The organism is Planococcus sp. ISL-109 (assembly GCF_018613655.1).
Taxonomy (GTDB): Bacteria; Bacillota; Bacilli; order Bacillales_A; family Planococcaceae; genus Planococcus.
Genome location: NZ_JAGGPW010000025.1, coordinates 1 through 16,990 on the forward strand (window position 1 = coordinate 1; position 16,990 = coordinate 16,990).

The following is a 16,990-nucleotide window of genomic DNA, read 5'->3' on the forward strand; positions in this document are numbered from 1 at the left end:
GACGTCCGAAGACGCACGATTCGCTTTGATCTGCACAAGGGCTGATCAGTAAGTTTGTCACGATTGCTCGCGACTGTATTATTGACGTTTTGCTGTTCAGTTTTCAAGGTTCATGTTTGCTGTCGTTCCTGACGACTCTTACTATACTAAAGCACAGCTTTTATAAAGTCAAGGTTTTCAGGAAAATAAGTTATACTTAAAAACCTTTCTCTATTACACTTGTTTTTCATCAAACAAAAAAAGAAGTTGATCGCCCGCCGAAAAACAACAGATTAACAACTTCCTTCTATATAATGCTTCGTTTAAACTTCGCGGAAAAATTATACAAATATCATTATTCGTCAGAATTTTCTCCATTTAACCAGCGCTTAGAAAAGTTCACGCCGTCCTTCGAGCGCCTTGGAAAGCGTCACTTCATCCGCATATTCCAAATCGCCTCCGACCGGTAGGCCGTGGGCAATACGCGTCGTCCGAATACCGGACGGTCGCACTAGCCGCGAAATATACATCGCGGTCGCTTCACCCTCGATCGTCGGATTCGTCGCCAAAATCAGCTCTTTCACTTCCTCGTCCTGAAGACGCGTCAAAAGTGACGGCACGTTGATATCTTCCGGCCCGATTCCATCCATCGGCGAAATGGCGCCTTGCAACACATGGTAAAGGCCTTTGTAATCGCGCATTTTCTCCATCGCGATGACGTCTTTCGGATCCTGAACGACACAAATCATCGACCGGTCGCGGCTGGTATCCTGGCAAATCTGGCACGGGTCGACATCGGTAATGTGGCCGCACACTGAGCAAAAGCTCAAATTACGCTTAGCGTCGACCAATGCTTTCGCAAAATCAAGCACCGTGTCTTCTTTCATTCCGAGTACAAAAAATGCCAGCCGGGCCGCTGTTTTCGGCCCGATTCCTGGCAACTTCATGAAACTCTCCATCAATTTGGAAATAGGTTCCGGGTAGTGCATTCTCGCTTACCTCCTAGAACATGCCTGGGATATTCATGCCTTTCGTGAATTTCCCCATTGTGGAATTCGCATGCTCGTCCGCTTTTTTAAACGCTTCGTTTGTTGCAACGATCAATGTATCTTGCAGCATTTCAACATCTTCCGGGTCCACGACTGCTGGATCCAATGCGATATCAAGAACTTCCTTGTGGCCGGATACAGTCACTTTGACCATTCCTCCGCCAGCAGTTCCTACAAACTTCATTGTGCCGAGCTCTTCTTGAGCTTCCGCCATTTGTTTTTGCATTTTTTGCATTTGCTTCATCATGCCTTGCATATTTCCTCCACCACGCATAGTTGGTTCCTCCTCAAATTTTGTATTCGTTAATCATCATGAACTTCGACAAAATCTTTGCCGAAGAGCCGCTCCGCTTCTGAAACGAACGGATCTTCTTCCGGGCTTGCGCCTTCAGCGGAAAACGGATTCTCTTCCTGTTCATCCAACTCTGGTGCATCCGCTTCATTTTTGGAGCTGCTGTTGCGGATAAACTCTTCACGGATTTTCAGCCAATTGGCGTCCGGCACGTAAACAGGGGTATAGGCCTTACCTGTATACTGCTCAAGTAATTGGCTAAATGCTGCCGCAAAGGTCTGATTTTCAGAAGCCATCTGGCAATGAATATCATACTTGAATTTTAACACAAAAGCATCCGGGGATGCCGCTACCGGCTCTGCATCATTGAGCAACGCCGAATGCGAGCGTTGCAATTGCCCCATCACCGTTGCCCAGTTTGTTTTGATCGCTTGGATGTCCGGTTTTGTCGCATTCTTCAGTACCTCTTGGATGCGGCCAGTCGGTATTTTAAAGGCGTTTTGTGAGCGTTGGCGCTTTTTCTGTTCCGCCTGCGGCGTAGCGGCTGCCGCTGCGCCCCCTTCTTTCATTTGCTGCTGCAGTTCACGCACCAATTGTTCAAGGCTCGCCACTTTTGCTTCGAGTTCCGGAGATGGGGCACCGGTGCCGATCGTTTGAACCGGTGCATCGGCCTGTACCATTTTCAGGAGTGCGGTTTCCATATAGATTTTCGTATGGTTCGAGAAGCGCATTTCCTGCTGGGTCTTCGCCAAAACCTCGATCCAATTATAGAGCGTGGCCGCTTTGAACTGCGCCGCGAGTTCTTCAAAACGCGGCTCGAATGCTGCGAGCTCCAGCATATCGCGCAGTTCCGGCGCAGTTTGGATCAACAACAGATCCCGGAAGAACGTGATGAAATCTTCGACGAGGCGCACCGGATCTTTTCCGTCGCGCACCAATTGCTCAAGTAAAGTCAGCGACTGCCCGACATCTTTTTTCAGCAAGGCTTCGGCAATTCCGTAAAACATGTCCTGGCTGATGGAGCCGGTGACAAGCAGTGCATCTTCTACGGTCATTTCATCTCCGCTGAACGACACAACCTGATCAAGCAAACTGAGCGCATCGCGCATGCCGCCTGCTGCCGCCTGGGCAATAATCTTCAGCACGTGCTCATTATATGGAATCTTGGCGTCTTCTAATACAGTAATCATACGCGCAACAATGTCTGCCTGTGTATGCGATTTGAAATCAAAGCGCTGACAGCGGGAGATGATTGTCAGCGGCAATTTATGCGGCTCGGTCGTCGCCAAAATAAAGACGACGTGTTCCGGCGGTTCTTCCAATGTTTTCAACAGCGCGTTGAATGCGCTGTTCGATAACATGTGCACTTCATCAATGATATACACTTTGAAACGGGAATTAGCTGGAGAAAAACGCACTTTCTCGATAATGTCCCGCATTTCCTCCACTCGTGAATTGGAAGCCGCATCAAATTCGATGACGTCTGTATTCGAACCTTCGTCGATGCTCCGGCACGAAGAACATTCATTGCACGGTTCTGCTGCCGGTGCTTTTTCACAATTCAACGCCTTGGCGAAAATTTTCGCCGCACTCGTCTTCCCGGTTCCCCGGGGGCCTGAGAACAAATAGGCGTGGGTCGTCTTATCATAAAGGAGAGCATTCTGAAGGGTTTGTTTGACATGCGTCTGGCCGGTCATTTCCGAGAAAGTCCGCGGTCTGTACACACGGTAAAAAGCTTGATACGCCACCTTGTTCTCCCCTTTTAAAAAGTCTTTGTTCCGTCCTTCCACTATACCATAAAGAGAGCCCGCCCCCGAATCATTTCACCGAGTGGTGCGCTCTCCAAACAGAAAAAACCTGTCCGCAAATTGCGGACAGGTTTGGATCTTTAAGTTATGCCGTGCACCTTTCTTCGACTGCTGCACACAAGCGTTACCCATGTCGCTGGCTCGATCTAGGCGATCCCGCGGCACATAAGAAGGACCACTTAATGCTGCTTCCTTCCGGACCTGACATGGTTCATGGGTTCTCATTGCGCAGGACCCAGATGTCAACACTACGTGCATGAGGCAGGCCTTGCATACAAACAGCCTCAGAAAGGAATTCAGTCCTGCTAGAGCGGATTGCAGGTTACAGGACACCGCTACCTTCCCACCTAGCACGGCATTTACTAGTATACGGATTAGCTCTGAGAAAATCAAATATAAAGTGAAAGTCGATGCAAAACAACTTTGGATACGGCGAGCCAGACTTTACTATTCTGCCTTTTCATCCCTTCTTAAAGAAAAATGTGATTTTTTCTCCCGAAAGTATTGACGCTTTTTGAAATCCGTGATAAATTGTTTCTTGTCTGATACGGAGGAATACCCAAGTTTGGCTGAAGGGATCGGTCTTGAAAACCGACAGGGGAGTCAAATCCCGCGGGGGTTCGAATCCCTCTTCCTCCTCCATTTTTGAATACTACGCGCATGTAGATAGAGATTGATTCGTTGTAAAAGCAACGAATTTTTCTTCCCGTCGATATGTCCGAATATTTCGACACAACTCACAGTGTACTTCCTGTGAGTTTTTTTATTGCCTTCATTTCCCGGGAAATATAAAAGACCGGAGACAAGTCTCCGGTCTTTTATCTGCGCAATACTGCGGTTTGCTGCATGAATTTGCCGATCCGTTCGATGATTTCCTCCGTACAGTCCGGATTGTTCATCAAGTCGTAATCGTTGATGTTCAGGCGCAGCACTGGGCAGGCATTGAATGAATCAATCCATTTTTCGTAGCGTTCGTGCATTTCCAGCCAGTATTCGACAGGCGTTTGCTGTTCCATTGCGCGTCCGCGCTCTTGGATGCGGCCTAAGATGTCGTCAATCGACCCGTCCAAATAAATCAACACGTCCGGATGCGGGAAATATGGTGTCATGACCATCGCTTCGAACAGATTCGTATATGTTTCGTAATCCACAGCGTTCATCGTGCCTTTTTCCTGGTGCATTTTCGCAAAAATACCGGTGTCTTCGTAAATTGAGCGGTCCTGGATAAAGCCGCCGCCATATTCGAACATGCGCTTTTGCTCTTTAAAGCGCTCCGCGAGAAAATATACTTGCAGGTGGAAGCTCCATTTCTCGAAATCATCGTAAAACAAGTCGAGATACGGGTTGGCGTCCACTTTTTCAAAAGATGTGCGGAATTGCAAAGAATCCGCGAGTGCTTTGGTCATCGTCGATTTGCCGACGCCGACCGTTCCGGCGATTGTGATGACGGCATCTCTCGGAATGCCGTGCTTGTCACGTAAGTTCTCGTTCATATCGATAAGCTCCTTTTTTCAAGCATCCCGTCCACATGAGTGAGAATCACTTGGAGGTCGGAACGATTTTGCACAAAATCAAGTTCGTCGCCGTTAAAGCGCAGTACTGGGATTTCCGGATGTTCGCGCTCGAACCGTTCGATGAATTCGTGGTAATCAGCAGACAACTGCTCCATATAATCCGGCGTGATCATCTGCTCGAATTCACGGCCGCGCAGTTTGATGCGCTTCATCAATGTATCGAGGCTCGCATGCAAGTAAATGACCATGTTCGGCTTTGGCATATCGACCGTCAAGATTTTGTAGATTGCTTCATACTTGGCGTATTCTTCTTCCGGCAACGTGCGCTTGGCGAAAATCAAGTTTTTAAAGATATGATAATCCGCGACGACCGGCTCCTGGTTGGAGATGAATTTTTTTTGGATATCACTCAATTGCTTATAGCGATTGCATAAGAAGAACATTTCCGTCTGGAAGCTCCACTCTTCGATATCCTCATAGAATTTATTCAAAAACGGATTTTCATCCACGATTTCCTTCAGCAATTGAAATTGGTGTTGCTCCGAAAGTGCTTTCGTCAGCGAGGTTTTCCCCACTCCAATCGGACCTTCTACGGTGATGAATGGCACCGGCACAAGAAGTCCCCCTTCTTCGATTCAAGTAAAATGCAATGCCATTTATTTTACCATATCCAACAAACTAAAAGTAGAGTCAAATGACGTTCAAAATTGCGGACAAGCGGTAGTTCTTTGTCTGGATGAAAAGATGGTACACTAAAAGCTGAGGAGCGATGAAACATGAACGGAATGGAAACAGATCATTATTATATGGGACTTGCCATTGAAGAAGCCCAAAAAGCGGCAGCAAAAGGAGAAGTACCGATCGGTGCGGTCATCGTCTGCAGGGACCGCGTCATCGCACGTGCCCATAATTTGCGTGAAACAACACAAAATGCAGTCACCCACGCCGAACTTTTGGCCATCCAACAAGCGTGCGAAGAGCTCGGCAGCTGGCGTCTCGAAGACACCAAGCTTTACGTAACGTTAGAGCCGTGCCCAATGTGTGCTGGGGCGATTTTGCAATCGCGCATTCCTCATGTCGTCTACGGTGCACGTGACATAAAAGCAGGATGCGTCGATTCGCTGTACCGCTTATTGAACGATGAGCGCTTCAACCATCAATGCGAAGTGACGGAAAACGTCTTGGCAGACGAATGCGGCGGTTTGCTGACTCAATTTTTTCGCGCAATCCGTGAAAACAAAAAGAAGAAAAAGCGGCAGCTATAAAGCCGCTTTTTCTTCTTTTAAAAACCGCCCGATAAGCAGGTTCAGGATATACGCCTGCTCATGATGGACCCAGTGGGTCGCTTCCCCGATAAACACCACTTCACCATCTTCGCAAAAATCCAGGCTTTCCTTCGCGAGCATCGGCGATAGGAACTGGTCCTCCACTCCCCAGATAATACGCACAGGCACCGCAATTTTATGATTCGGCGTCTGCAGCATACTGCCTTGGCGCATCGCCCTGTACCAATTTAGCATTGCCGTCAAGGCGCCTGGCTGGTCCCACGCCTTCTTGTATTCTTCCATTTTCTCTTTTGAAAACGCGCCTGGCATGCTGGACGATACGAGACTGTTTACCATCGTTTTGAAATAGTTTGCCGCCAATACCTTTTCGGGCAAATCCGGCAGCTGGAAAAAGGCCATATAAGAACTTTTCGCCCACTGCAGAGGATTTTTTGCCAATACGCGCAGCATCGCTTTCGGATGCGGGACATTGACCGCTATCAACTTCTCGACAAATTGCGGTTTTGTCGCCGCCAAATGCCAAGCGACAACACCTCCCCAGTCATGGCCGATGATTATGGCGCTGCCTCTGCCGAATTGCTTGATCAACCCCGCCACATCGTCCCGCAGCAGATCCAGCGTGTACTGACCGATGCCCTCAGGCTTATCGCTCAGATTATAACCGCGCTGGTCGGGCACTACGACACGGTAGCCTTGTTCCACAAGCGGGCCGATTTGACTCTTCCAAGCCCCCCAATATTCAGGGAATCCGTGCAGCAGCACGACGAGTGGACCGTCTTTTGGCCCCGCGGCAACCGTATGCAAGGTGATGCCATTCGTATGGATCGATAGATGTTCCACCCTATCACTTCCTTTCCGAAGTCCGTCTCCTTCTTTACCCGTTTTGCAAAAAATAAAAAATAGCCTGGAAGCATGATGCTTCTAGGCTGTTCTTTTAACGCCCGATAACGTCTTTGCCGCCCATATAAGGACGCAATACTGCGGGAATGGCGACAGAGCCGTCTTCCTGCTGGCAGTTCTCGAGAATTGCTGCAACCGTGCGCCCGACAGCAAGACCGCTGCCGTTGAGCGTGTGGACAAATTCCGGTTTGCCTTTTGCTTCGCGGCGGAACTTGATGTTCGCCCGGCGCGCCTGGAAATCTTCAAAGTTCGAGCAAGAAGAAATTTCGCGGTACGTTTCCTGGCTCGGGATCCATACTTCGATATCGTATTTTTTCGCGGCGGTAAAGCCGAGGTCCGCTGTACACATTTTCAAGACGCGGTACGGCAAACCGAGCAATTGCAATACTTTTTCTGCATGACCCGTCAGCTTCTCTAGCTCATCATAGGAATCTTCCGGCTTCACAAAACGCACCAGCTCGACTTTATTGAATTGGTGCTGACGGATTAACCCGCGCGTATCGCGTCCTGCGGAACCCGCTTCAGAGCGGAAATTCATGCTATAAGATGCAAAGGCTTGCGGCAGCATTTCCGCTGCCAAGATTTCGTCGCGGTAGAAGTTCGTCACCGGCACTTCAGAAGTCGGAATGAGGAAATAATCTTCCTTCTCGATCAGAAATGCGTCTTCTTCGAATTTCGGCAATTGGCCCGTGCCCGTCAGGCTCTCGCGGTTGACCATATACGGCGGCAGCATTTCCTCATAGCCATGCTGTTCTTGGTGAAGATCCATCATGAAGTTGATGAGTGCGCGTTCAAGTCGTGCACCGAGTCCGCGGTAGAACACAAAACGGCTGCCGGTCACTTTGGCGGCGCGTTCAAAATCAACAATGTTCAAATTGGTCGCAATGTCCCAATGCGGCTTTGCTTCAAATCCGAATTGCGGATGATCACCCCAAGTGCGGATTTCTTCATTGTCGTCCTCGGAATCGCCAAACGGTACGCTGTCGTGCGGAATGTTCGGCACCCGCATCATGATGTAGTCGAGCTTTTCTTCGACTTCACTCAGCTCGTCGTCGATTGCTTTGATTCCTTCCCCCACTTCGCGCGTTTTCGCAATCGCTTCGTCCGCATTTTCCTTGTTGCGCTTCATGACGGCGATCTGCTGGGACGCCTCATTGCGCTCCGCTTTCAATTTCTCGGTCTGGACGATGAGTTCACGGCGCTTCTGGTCGAGCGCTTCAAAATCATCGAGTACGGAAATATCTTCTCCGCGCTTTCCGAGCTTCGTTTTCACTTCTTCAAAATTTTCCCGTACAAAACGGATATCCAACATAGAAATTCCTCCTTAGTCATTCGTCAAATAAGAAAAAACAACACAAAAATAGCCCCCGTCCCCTGGTAAAGGGACGAGAGCTACCCGCGTTGCCACCCTGATTGATCGGCATAAGCCAATCCTCTTCATCACATAACGGCATTTAAACCGGCTCTGGCTCATCGCCATGCAACTCCGGGGTGGATTCGAACGCGTTTCACACCGGTTCGCACCAAACACCGGCTCTCTTTGGAAAAACTGCGCCTTACTATTCCCATCAACGTTTCTTCTTTGAAATTACTCATATTTTACTATAATGCGCCTCAGTTGGCAAGAGTGCCTCATCCTCCACCATGTCCAGGAACAGCTTCATGAGTCGATGATCACCAGTCAATTCCGGATGGAAAGAGCAGCCGAGAAACGGGCCGCTCTTAGCTAAGACGATGCGCCCATCATACTCGCATAATACGTCCACTCGCGTTCCTGCATTTACAATATGCGGCGCTCGAATAAATACTGCTGGAAACGGTGTCTCGATACCTTTAATATCGAGATCCGCTTCAAAGCTGTCCACTTGCCTGCCGAACGAATTGCGTGCAACCGTAATATCCATCACCCCGAGATGCGCATCTTCCTGTCCATCGATTTTAGATGCGAGCAGCACCAGCCCTGCACACGTGCCGAACACTGGCTTGCCGGCGTAAGCGAACTGTTTTAATGGCTCTAACATGTCCGCGCGGTCGATCAGCCTGCGCATCGCCGTGCTTTCGCCGCCCGGCAATACCAAGCCGTCGAGTTCTGCCAAATCGGCTGCTTTCTTCACCACAACAGCCTGTGCGCCGCACGCCTGAATCGCCTGCACATGCTCACGAACCGCTCCCTGCAGCGCCAATACACCGATTTTCATTGTTACCAGCCTCTTTCCTGCATGCGGTCTGCCGTTCCGATCGTCGCCATTTCCAAGCCTTTCATCGCCGGCCCGAGATTTTTCGATAACTTCGCAATCAACGCGTAATCCTGGTAATGCGCCGTCGCTTCAACGATGGCACGCGCAAAGCGTTCCGGCTGTTCTGACTTGAAGATGCCGGAACCAACAAAGACGCCGTCTGCACCGAGTTCCATCATGAGTGCCGCATCAGCCGGTGTCGCGATGCCCCCTGCTGCAAAGTTGACGACCGGCAAACGGCCAAGATTCTTCACTTCCTTTAAAAATTCATACGATGCGCCGAGATCTCTCGCTGCTGTCATCAGCTCATCTTCGCCCATCGCCACAATATTGCGCACTTCCGAGTTTACTTGGCGTAAATGGCGCACCGCTTCAACGATATTTCCGGTACCGGGTTCGCCTTTTGTCCGCAGCATCGACGCCCCTTCCCCGATCCGTCTTGCCGCTTCTCCAATATTTCGGCAGCCGCAGACGAACGGCACGGTGTAATCGTTTTTCAGCAAGTGAAATTCCTCGTCCGCCGGTGTCAGCACTTCGCTTTCATCGATATAGTCGACGCCCATGGCTTCTAAAATGCGTGCTTCTGTAATATGGCCGATGCGCGCTTTCGCCATAACCGGAATCGACACCGCATTCATCACTTCTTCAGTGATGCGCGGGTCCGCCATGCGTGCAACCCCGCCTTCTTTACGGATATCGGACGGAACGCGCTCGAGCGCCATCACTGCCGTCGCACCTGCCGCTTCTGCAATTTTCGCCTGTTCTGCATTGACCACGTCCATAATGACGCCGCCTTTTTGCATTTCTGCCATGCCTCGTTTAACTCGGTCTGTCCCTTTTTCACTCATCTGAAAATTCCTCCCTTTTCTTGGTTGTTTCCAGTATAATAAACTGTGACCATATAAAAAGACTCAGTTTGAAATATTTTAAAAGGTCAGATGGAGGGCCGACGATGGACATGCTCATGTTTCAATTGCAAAAACATTCCACAACCCCGCTTTACAAGCAACTTTACCGCGAAATCCGCATAGCAATTACAGGCGGCAAAATCGTGGTTGGTACGAAGCTTCCGAGTAAGCGCAAACTGGCGGATTATTTGCAAATTAGCCAGACGACCGTGGAACTAGCCTATGCTCAATTGGTCGCGGAAGGCTTTATCGAACCGCGACCGCGCAAAGGTTTTTACACAATGCCGGTGGAAGAACTCGCTTATTTGGATGTGCCGCAGGAAGAAACGGCAATCCGCGATATGCCGAAACCGAGCTATCTGTATGATTTCAATCCGGCCCGCATCGATACACGGTCGTTCCCATTTCCCACATGGCGTAAAACGGCCCGCGAAGTAATCGATGAAGAAAACCATGAATTGCTGCTGGCGGGGCATCCGCAAGGAGATGAATCGCTGCGCGCTGAAATCGCCCGTTATTTGTATCAATCCCGAGGCGTGGTGTGCGAAGCCGAACAAATCATCGTCGGCTCCGGAACCGAGCAATTGATGCCTTTGTTGATTCGGCTATTCGATAAAAACTTGAGTTTCGGCTTTGAAAACCCGGGCTACGCTTTAACCCACAGTATTTTCGAACACGACGACAGGCGCGCTTTCCCGATAGCCGTTGACGGGGAAGGCATCGACGTACAGGAACTCGACAGAACCGGTGTCGATATCGCCTATGTCACACCTTCCCACCAGTTCCCGACAGGCTCTATTTTAAGTGCAACACGCCGCGCTCAATTGCTCAATTGGGCTGCTGCCAAGTCTGAGCGTTACATCATCGAAGACGATTACGACAGCGAATTCCGCTACACGAGCCAGCCGATTCCTGCGCTTCAAAGCATGGACGTCGGTGGGCGGGTCATCTACATCAGTACCTTCTCAAAATCGCTCATGCCGTCTTTGCGCATCGCCTATCTCGTATTGCCACCGCGGCTGTTGAACGCCTACCGCAAGACTTTTTTGCATTACACGTCCACCGTCCCGCGCATCGATCAGCAAATTGTCGCGATGTTCATGCAAAAAGGCCATTTCTCGCGCCACCTGAACCGCATGCGCAAACTGTACCGGAAAAAACTCGAATGCCTGACACAAGCACTCGCCCCATTTCATCCGGCAGTCACGGTATCCGGTGAACAAGCGGGCATGCACATCGTTTTGACCGTGAATACCGATCGTTCCGAACAAACTTTAGTCGACCAGGCAAATGATGCAGGCATCCGCGTATTTGCAATGCAAAACTACGATCTGTTGAAACAGAAATCTACATTGCCGAAAATCGTGCTCGGCTTCGGCGGCTTGAATGAAGCCGAAATCCAGCAAGGCATCGACCAGCTCATGCAATGCTGGCACATACAGAATAAAACCAGCTCATCCGCGAAGGAATGAGCTGGTTTTATTTAAAACAAGCTTTTAATAAAATCCACTGCGCCTTTCATGGAAAGGGTAAACCAATTGGCGCGGGCGACAGCTTCCGCCGCGACGACATCCGCCGCCGGTTCCACGCCGTTCAAATACATAACTTCCTTGCCTTCAGGATCCAAAATCCTCACTTTACCTAGAAGTTGGCCTTCCTCTACAGCCGCTTCAATCGGCGCTTGTTCCGACAGCTCTAACTCAGTCCTGTATGCTCCTTGTTCAGTCGCTTTGACCATCAACTGGATCGGCTCTTTGATTGCAATCGCGACTTGTTCCTGTTCGCCTTTTGAAACTGGCAGCGTTTCCTGGCCCATGAATTGCTGATCCGCTTTCATGATCTCGACTTCCTCGAATTCATCAAAACCGTAATCCAACAGTGAACGTGTCGCATCAAAACGTGCTTTATACGAGCCATTTCCTTCCGCATCGACCGCCTTCAGGACAACAGCAATCAACCGCCTGCCATCGCGTTCTGCCGTGCCTGCAAACGCATGGCCCGCCAAATCCGTCGTTCCTGTTTTCAATCCATCAACGCCTGCGTATTCATAATCCATGCCTGGAAGCATCGTATTCCAGTTGACCATGCGGATCTGATCGGACGTCCCTTCTCGGAACATTAACTCTGGAATTTTCGCCGTCTCCAAAATTTCTGGATAGTCATCGATCAGTGCTTTCGATAAAATCGCCACCGAACGGGCAGACATGGTGCTTTCGTCATCTTCTGCTGTCCCTTCCGGATGCATGCCGAGCAAGAAGGTATTATTAAGCCCTGTCGAATTGACGAACTGCGCATCCATAATGCCCATTTCTTTTGCCTTATCATTCATCATCTGGACAAAATCTGTTTCGGTTCCAGCAATCATCTCCGCAATGCCGATCGTCGCGGCATTCGCCGAATAAATCGCCATCGCTTCATACAATTCTTTGATTGTATAAGAACCATTCGGGCGAAGCGGGACGTTGCTCAGGCGCAAATCCTGCGAAATCCGGTAAGTGTAATCCGTCACTTCGTATTCATCGTCCCAGCTAATCTGTCCTTTTTCAATCGCTTCAAACATGAGGTATTCACTCATCATTTTACTCATAGAAGCTATGCCGAGTACTTCTTCATCATTTTGCCCATACAAAATCTGACTAGTATCGGCATCTACCACAATCGCTGCATCCGCCAATACCGGCATGGTTTCTTCCGCTTGCACTTGCTGCGGAACCAAGAGCGCCGCCACAATAACGACTATTGTCAATAATTGAATCCATTTCATAAATCTTCTCACTCGCTTATCCTCCATTATTTCATTCCTTTTGCTATTTTATCACATTCTTTAGAATCAAAAAGAAAAAACGAAAAACACCTTCCCAAGAAAATCCTGGGAAGGTGCTTCTCATTATAGCGAGTAGTTGGGTGATTCTTTTGTAATTTGTACATCATGCGGATGGCTTTCGATCAGCCCTGCCCCTGTCATGCGGATAAACTGAGCTTCTTCGCGCAGCACCTGCAAATCCTTTGTTCCGCAATAGCCCATTCCGGCACGAACGCCGCCGAGCAATTGGTGGATCGTATCGGTAAGCGGCCCTTTATACGGCAAACGCCCTTCGATTCCTTCCGGCACCAATTTTTTCGCTTCGTCTTGGAAATAACGGTCTTTCGAACCTTTTTCCATGGAAGCAATCGAGCCCATTCCACGATATGTTTTGAAGCGGCGACCCTGGAAGATTTCTGTTTCCCCCGGGCTTTCCGTCGTTCCAGCCAGCAAGCTGCCGAGCATGACGACATGTCCGCCTGCAGCGAGTGCTTTAATGATGTCGCCTGAGAACTTGATGCCGCCATCAGCAATAATCGCTTTGCCGTGCTTGTGTGCTTCTGTAGCGCAATCATAAACTGCTGTGATTTGCGGAACGCCGACACCTGCTACGACGCGTGTTGTGCAAATAGAGCCGGGTCCAATACCGACTTTAACGACATCCACACCGGCTTCAATCAGCGCTTTCGTTCCGCTGGCAGTGGCAACATTCCCCGCAACGATCGTCAAATCAGGATACGCAGCGCGGATTTGGCTGACCATAGTCAGAACACCTGCTGAATGACCATGAGCCGTATCGATGACAATGACATCAACATGAGCTTTGACCAATTGCTCAACACGCCTCATCGTATCGGAAGTGACTCCAACAGCAGCCCCAGCAAGCAGACGCCCTTGTGCATCTTTTGCCGCAATAGGAAATTCAATCACTTTTTCGATATCTTTGATTGTAATCAAGCCCTTTAACATGCCAGCCTGATCCACAATCGGCAATTTTTCTATTTTGTATTGCTGAAGAATCTTTTCAGCATCTTCCAAAGTCGTCCCGACAGCAGCCGTCACCAATTTCTCTTTCGTCATCACGTCTTTAATTTCCAAAGAATAATCCTGGATAAAGCGGAGGTCGCGGTTCGTAATAATACCGACCAAAGTAAGATCATCTTCACTTTGGACAATAGGTACACCGGAAATCCGGTACTTGCCCATCAAATGCTCAGCATCGAACACTTGATGCTGCGGAGTCAAATAGAAAGGATCCGTAATAACGCCATTTTCAGAACGCTTAACAGTCACTACTTGTTCCGCTTGCTCTTCGATGCTCATGTTTTTATGGATGATGCCAAGGCCGCCTTGGCGCGCCATGGCAATAGCCATTTTCGCTTCTGTAACAGTGTCCATGCCAGCACTGATGATTGGAATGTTCAGCTTGATTTTCGGTGTCAGCTCAACTGATAGATCAATATCTTTTGGCAACACTTCCGAATGAGCTGGCACTAACAAGACATCATCGAAGGTCAGTCCTTCTTTAAGAAATTTCGATTCCCACATAATTGACACGCCTCCTGCTTCCTTTTGAATATTATTGTAAGGTTATCAGCGGTACCGGGGGGTGTCAAGAAACTGTAAAAAGTAAAACTATTCCGACTAATGACTCACAAAACTTTCTGTATGTCTTCTTCCATTTTCTGCGGCGACGTCTGCGGCGCATAACGCTTGACGATGTTGCCTTCCCGATCAATAAGAAACTTCGTAAAATTCCATTTGATACCTTCCGTCAACAAACCTTTCTTTGAAGAACTCAAATATTTAAAAAGCGGATCTGCATTCTCCCCTTTTACATCTACTTTCGCAAACATAGGAAAGCTGACGCCATAATTCATCTGGCAAAAATCCATCGTTTCTTCTTGTGAATGAAATTCCTGATCATTAAATTGCCCGCTCGGGAAACCGAGAACTTCCAAGCCTTGGTTTTTGTATTTCTCATATAATTGCTGCAAGCTTTCGAATTGCGGAGTAAAGCCGCATTTACTCGCTGTATTGACGATGACCAGCGGTTTTCCTTTATATGTTTCCAGTGATTCCATACTTGCGTCCGCCCGCTTAACTTCATAGCTATATAATTTGCTCATTTACCTTCCGCCTTTCTTTTCATTTAAGCTTAGCGCTGAAAGACAAATTTCACAAGAAATACGAAATTCCCCATAATCGAGTAGGAGGGAGTGATTAACTCCCGACCTCTCACACCACCGTACGTACCGTTCGGTGTACGGCGGTTCAATTAAGATGAATAACGCAAAGTTTCATAACGTGCTACCAGACTTTTGAGCCCTTGGGAACTCCAGTAGGAGTTTCCGAGGACTCTATGCAATATGGGACTTTTTGAAATCCGCCAGTAACTTTTGCGTGAGTTGCCCCATTCGTAAGCCTTCTCTTTCGGGATGTCCAATCCAATGAGTTTCCTCACTTTTGTACTTGGCTTCTTCCACATGCACATGCGAAGCCTTCTTCGAATCCACGATTCGAGGTTCTTCAATACACTAGGCGTATCTGCCAATGCAAAATAGCCGCACCAGCCCGTCAGGTATTGGTTCAGCTTCTAGATTCGCTATTCCATCGAATACGGTTTGCTTCGGGAGGTGATGTCCCGGATTTTGTCTTTCATCCAGTTTATGCTCACTTTGGCAATCCGCACCTTCGGCTCTTTGTGACTCGTAAAGCTGAACCCGAAGAACTTTCGTGTCCACGGTCGGTCAACGGCAGATTTATTCAGGTTCACTTTCAGCTTACCTTCAAGATAGGAAGTCACCGACTTCATGACCCGATTTCCTGCTTTTGGTGTTTTCACATAAATATTGCAGTCATCGGCGTAGCGGACAAACTGGTGCCCTCTTTTCTCGAGTTCTTTGTCCAATTCATCCAGGACAATATTTGAGAGCAGCGGACTTAAGGGACCTCCTTGCGGAGTGCCTTCCTCACTGTTCATCAGGACTCCATTTATCATGATGCCGGTTTTCAGATACTTACGGATGAGCTGAAGCAGACGCTTGTCCTCGATTCGCTTGGTGAGTTGCCCCATGAGCTTGTCATGGTTCACCCGGTCGAAGAATTTCTCCAAGTCGATGTCGACCACCCAGCGATTGCCTTTTCCTATAAACCCTTTCGCTTTCTTGACCGCATCATGGGCGCTCCGCTTTGGGCGGAACCCGTAACTGTGGTCGGAAAAAGTGGGGTCATAAATCGAAGACAACACTTGGGCAATCGCTTGTTGAATGAAACGATCAATCACGGTAGGGATGCCTAAAAGACGCACACCGCCGTCAGGTTTCGGGATTGTGACCCTGCGGACCGGCTGCGGCTGATAAGTTCCCGACAGAAGTTCCACTTTCATGGTTTCCCAGTGTTCAAGGAAATGCGTTCGCAGGTTTTGTACGGGCATTCCGTCAACACCGTGGCTCCCTTTATTTTGTTCCACCCGCTTGAGGGCGGAAAGCAAATTTTCCCGTGATAGAATCTGTTCCATTAACATCTGTTATGCCTCTTTCCGTGAACAACGGTTCTTCTTTCTCCAGTTCTACTCCACCCTCTTGATGTCCCCTGTGGAATTCACCACGTCCTCCATTCAAGTAAGCCCTCACGGGTTGTCTGTGTTCACTGCAGAAACTGCCTGTCAAGATGTTGTTCTCTCTTAATTGTTCGGCCCTTCCCACCCGCCTCGAGACGAGGTGGTACTATGGCTTCTGCTGACTTCTGATGGTTCAGCTACCTATCACTAGGTAGGTTACCAAGGGTACTTGGCATGCCAATCAGATCTCCCCGGGTAAGAACGCAATCTTTCCCTCCACCTATCTGCTTCATTTACTGCGTGCGACCTTCGGCAGAAAGGGCTTTGCCTTGTTTGGCAGACTCACCCAATCGCACATAGCCTTCTATGAAGTTCGTGTTCCTCAGACCGGAGGTTTGCCGCCCGCTTCCTTCAGATTCCACGTCGCCGTGGACACCCTTGCGCTTGGCTAACTGTTACTTCTGCCTTCACTAGTTCGGGACTTGCACCCTATAGATTACGCCCATGCCGGGCACAACAAAAAAGCCGCTACCGATGACGGTAACGACTTTCTTCATGTGCCCAGCGACGTCCTACTCTCACAGGGGGAGACCCCCAACTACCATCGGCGCAAAAGAGCTTAACTTCCGTGTTCGGGATGGGAACGGGTGGG

14 protein-coding genes, 1 tRNA gene, 1 rRNA gene, 1 other RNA gene, 1 pseudogene and 1 other annotated feature are annotated in these 16,990 nt (G+C 49.1%); of the genes and pseudogenes, 3 read left to right on the plus strand and 15 right to left on the minus strand.

Going from position 1 to position 16,990, the window contains the following annotated elements:
- Window positions 1-368: 368 nt before the first annotated feature.
- From recR to ffs, 4 genes are all read right to left on the minus strand, one after another.
- On the minus strand, window positions 369-968 hold the full coding sequence (gene recR, locus J7E21_RS14490) for a recombination mediator RecR (RefSeq protein ID WP_215109031.1): 600 nt from the start codon (window positions 966-968) through the stop codon (window positions 369-371).
- A 13-nt stretch (window positions 969-981) separates the two neighbouring features.
- Window positions 982-1,302 carry a YbaB/EbfC family nucleoid-associated protein gene (locus J7E21_RS14495; protein ID WP_215109033.1) on the minus strand — a complete coding sequence of 107 codons (321 nt, stop codon included), beginning with the start codon at window positions 1,300-1,302 and terminating at the stop codon, window positions 982-984.
- A 29-nt stretch (window positions 1,303-1,331) separates the two neighbouring features.
- Window positions 1,332-3,068 carry a DNA polymerase III subunit gamma/tau gene (dnaX, locus tag J7E21_RS14500; protein ID WP_215109035.1) on the minus strand — a complete coding sequence of 579 codons (1,737 nt, stop codon included), beginning with the start codon at window positions 3,066-3,068 and terminating at the stop codon, window positions 1,332-1,334.
- 150 nt (window positions 3,069-3,218) lie between these two features.
- An RNA gene (ffs, locus tag J7E21_RS14505) (signal recognition particle sRNA large type) lies at window positions 3,219-3,484 on the minus strand.
- A 193-nt stretch (window positions 3,485-3,677) separates the two neighbouring features.
- Between ffs and J7E21_RS14510 the strand changes: the two genes are divergently transcribed.
- Window positions 3,678-3,770, plus strand: a tRNA-Ser gene (locus J7E21_RS14510).
- Window positions 3,771-3,946: 176 nt separating this feature from the next.
- On the opposite strand, the gene J7E21_RS14515 is transcribed toward J7E21_RS14510, so the two are convergent.
- Together J7E21_RS14515 and J7E21_RS14520 are read right to left on the minus strand one after the other, a co-directional pair.
- On the minus strand, window positions 3,947-4,621 hold the full coding sequence (locus J7E21_RS14515) for a deoxynucleoside kinase (RefSeq protein ID WP_215109037.1): 675 nt from the start codon (window positions 4,619-4,621) through the stop codon (window positions 3,947-3,949).
- Window positions 4,618-5,256 carry a deoxynucleoside kinase gene (locus J7E21_RS14520; RefSeq protein ID WP_215109039.1) on the minus strand — a complete coding sequence of 213 codons (639 nt, stop codon included), beginning with the start codon at window positions 5,254-5,256 and terminating at the stop codon, window positions 4,618-4,620. Before J7E21_RS14520 ends, J7E21_RS14515 begins: the two co-directional genes overlap by 4 nt.
- Window positions 5,257-5,418: 162 nt before the next feature.
- Between J7E21_RS14520 and tadA the strand changes: the two genes are divergently transcribed.
- Window positions 5,419-5,907 (plus strand): tRNA adenosine(34) deaminase TadA, encoded by a 489-nt coding sequence (gene tadA, locus J7E21_RS14525; protein WP_215109041.1) that lies wholly within the window; start codon window positions 5,419-5,421, stop codon window positions 5,905-5,907.
- Here the strand turns inward: tadA and J7E21_RS14530 are convergent.
- The 4 genes from J7E21_RS14530 to pdxS form a co-directional block, all read right to left on the minus strand.
- Window positions 5,902-6,768: an alpha/beta fold hydrolase gene (locus J7E21_RS14530; RefSeq protein WP_215109043.1), complete on the minus strand. Its 867-nt coding sequence runs from the start codon at window positions 6,766-6,768 to the stop codon at window positions 5,902-5,904. The genes tadA and J7E21_RS14530 overlap by 6 nt on opposite strands.
- Window positions 6,769-6,862: 94 nt before the next feature.
- Entirely contained in the window at window positions 6,863-8,140 is a 1,278-nt protein-coding gene (serS, locus tag J7E21_RS14535) for a serine--tRNA ligase (protein ID WP_215109045.1), read from the minus strand.
- A 66-nt stretch (window positions 8,141-8,206) separates the two neighbouring features.
- Window positions 8,207-8,409: a binding site (T-box leader), on the minus strand.
- Between the two features lie 11 nt (window positions 8,410-8,420).
- Window positions 8,421-9,026, minus strand: coding sequence for a pyridoxal 5'-phosphate synthase glutaminase subunit PdxT (gene pdxT / locus J7E21_RS14540; protein WP_215109047.1), 606 nt, complete (start codon window positions 9,024-9,026; stop codon window positions 8,421-8,423).
- Between the two features lie 2 nt (window positions 9,027-9,028).
- Window positions 9,029-9,913: a pyridoxal 5'-phosphate synthase lyase subunit PdxS gene (gene pdxS, locus J7E21_RS14545; RefSeq protein WP_215109049.1), complete on the minus strand. Its 885-nt coding sequence runs from the start codon at window positions 9,911-9,913 to the stop codon at window positions 9,029-9,031.
- 104 nt (window positions 9,914-10,017) lie between these two features.
- Here pdxS and pdxR point away from each other — a divergent pair, with 104 nt between their 5' ends.
- Window positions 10,018-11,445, plus strand: coding sequence for a MocR-like pyridoxine biosynthesis transcription factor PdxR (gene pdxR / locus J7E21_RS14550; RefSeq protein ID WP_215109051.1), 1,428 nt, complete (start codon window positions 10,018-10,020; stop codon window positions 11,443-11,445).
- A gap of 11 nt (window positions 11,446-11,456) precedes the next feature.
- Here the strand turns inward: pdxR and J7E21_RS14555 are convergent, their stop codons facing one another.
- From J7E21_RS14555 to rrf, 5 genes and pseudogenes are all read right to left on the minus strand, one after another.
- Window positions 11,457-12,749, minus strand: coding sequence for a serine hydrolase (locus J7E21_RS14555; protein ID WP_353047796.1), 1,293 nt, complete (start codon window positions 12,747-12,749; stop codon window positions 11,457-11,459).
- 111 nt (window positions 12,750-12,860) lie between these two features.
- Window positions 12,861-14,324 (minus strand): IMP dehydrogenase, encoded by a 1,464-nt coding sequence (guaB, locus tag J7E21_RS14560; protein WP_215109053.1) that lies wholly within the window; start codon window positions 14,322-14,324, stop codon window positions 12,861-12,863.
- A gap of 104 nt (window positions 14,325-14,428) precedes the next feature.
- Window positions 14,429-14,905: a glutathione peroxidase gene (locus tag J7E21_RS14565; protein ID WP_215109055.1), complete on the minus strand. Its 477-nt coding sequence runs from the start codon at window positions 14,903-14,905 to the stop codon at window positions 14,429-14,431.
- Window positions 14,906-15,054: 149 nt separating this feature from the next.
- Window positions 15,055-16,302 (minus strand): annotated as a pseudogene (ltrA, locus tag J7E21_RS14570) (group II intron reverse transcriptase/maturase).
- A gap of 595 nt (window positions 16,303-16,897) precedes the next feature.
- Window positions 16,898-16,990 (minus strand): 5S ribosomal RNA (gene rrf, locus J7E21_RS14575); the annotation flags it as partial.

Bases quoted from the DNA above. Each gene is read 5' to 3' on its own strand.
- J7E21_RS14495 (WP_215109033.1), bottom strand. From the start codon at position 1,302: ATGCGTGGTGGAGGAAATATGCAAGGCATGATGAAGCAAATGCAAAAA.
- serS (WP_215109045.1), bottom strand. From the start codon at position 8,140: ATGTTGGATATCCGTTTTGTACGGGAAAATTTTGAAGAAGTGAAAACG.
- pdxS (WP_215109049.1), bottom strand. From the start codon at position 9,913: ATGAGTGAAAAAGGGACAGACCGAGTTAAACGAGGCATGGCAGAAATG.
- recR (WP_215109031.1), bottom strand. From the start codon at position 968: ATGCACTACCCGGAACCTATTTCCAAATTGATGGAGAGTTTCATGAAG.
- J7E21_RS14515 (WP_215109037.1), bottom strand. From the start codon at position 4,621: ATGAACGAGAACTTACGTGACAAGCACGGCATTCCGAGAGATGCCGTC.
- pdxT (WP_215109047.1), bottom strand. From the start codon at position 9,026: ATGAAAATCGGTGTATTGGCGCTGCAGGGAGCGGTTCGTGAGCATGTG.
- pdxR (WP_215109051.1), top strand. From the start codon at position 10,018: ATGGACATGCTCATGTTTCAATTGCAAAAACATTCCACAACCCCGCTT.
- tadA (WP_215109041.1), top strand. From the start codon at position 5,419: ATGAACGGAATGGAAACAGATCATTATTATATGGGACTTGCCATTGAA.
- J7E21_RS14565 (WP_215109055.1), bottom strand. From the start codon at position 14,905: ATGAGCAAATTATATAGCTATGAAGTTAAGCGGGCGGACGCAAGTATG.
- guaB (WP_215109053.1), bottom strand. From the start codon at position 14,324: ATGTGGGAATCGAAATTTCTTAAAGAAGGACTGACCTTCGATGATGTC.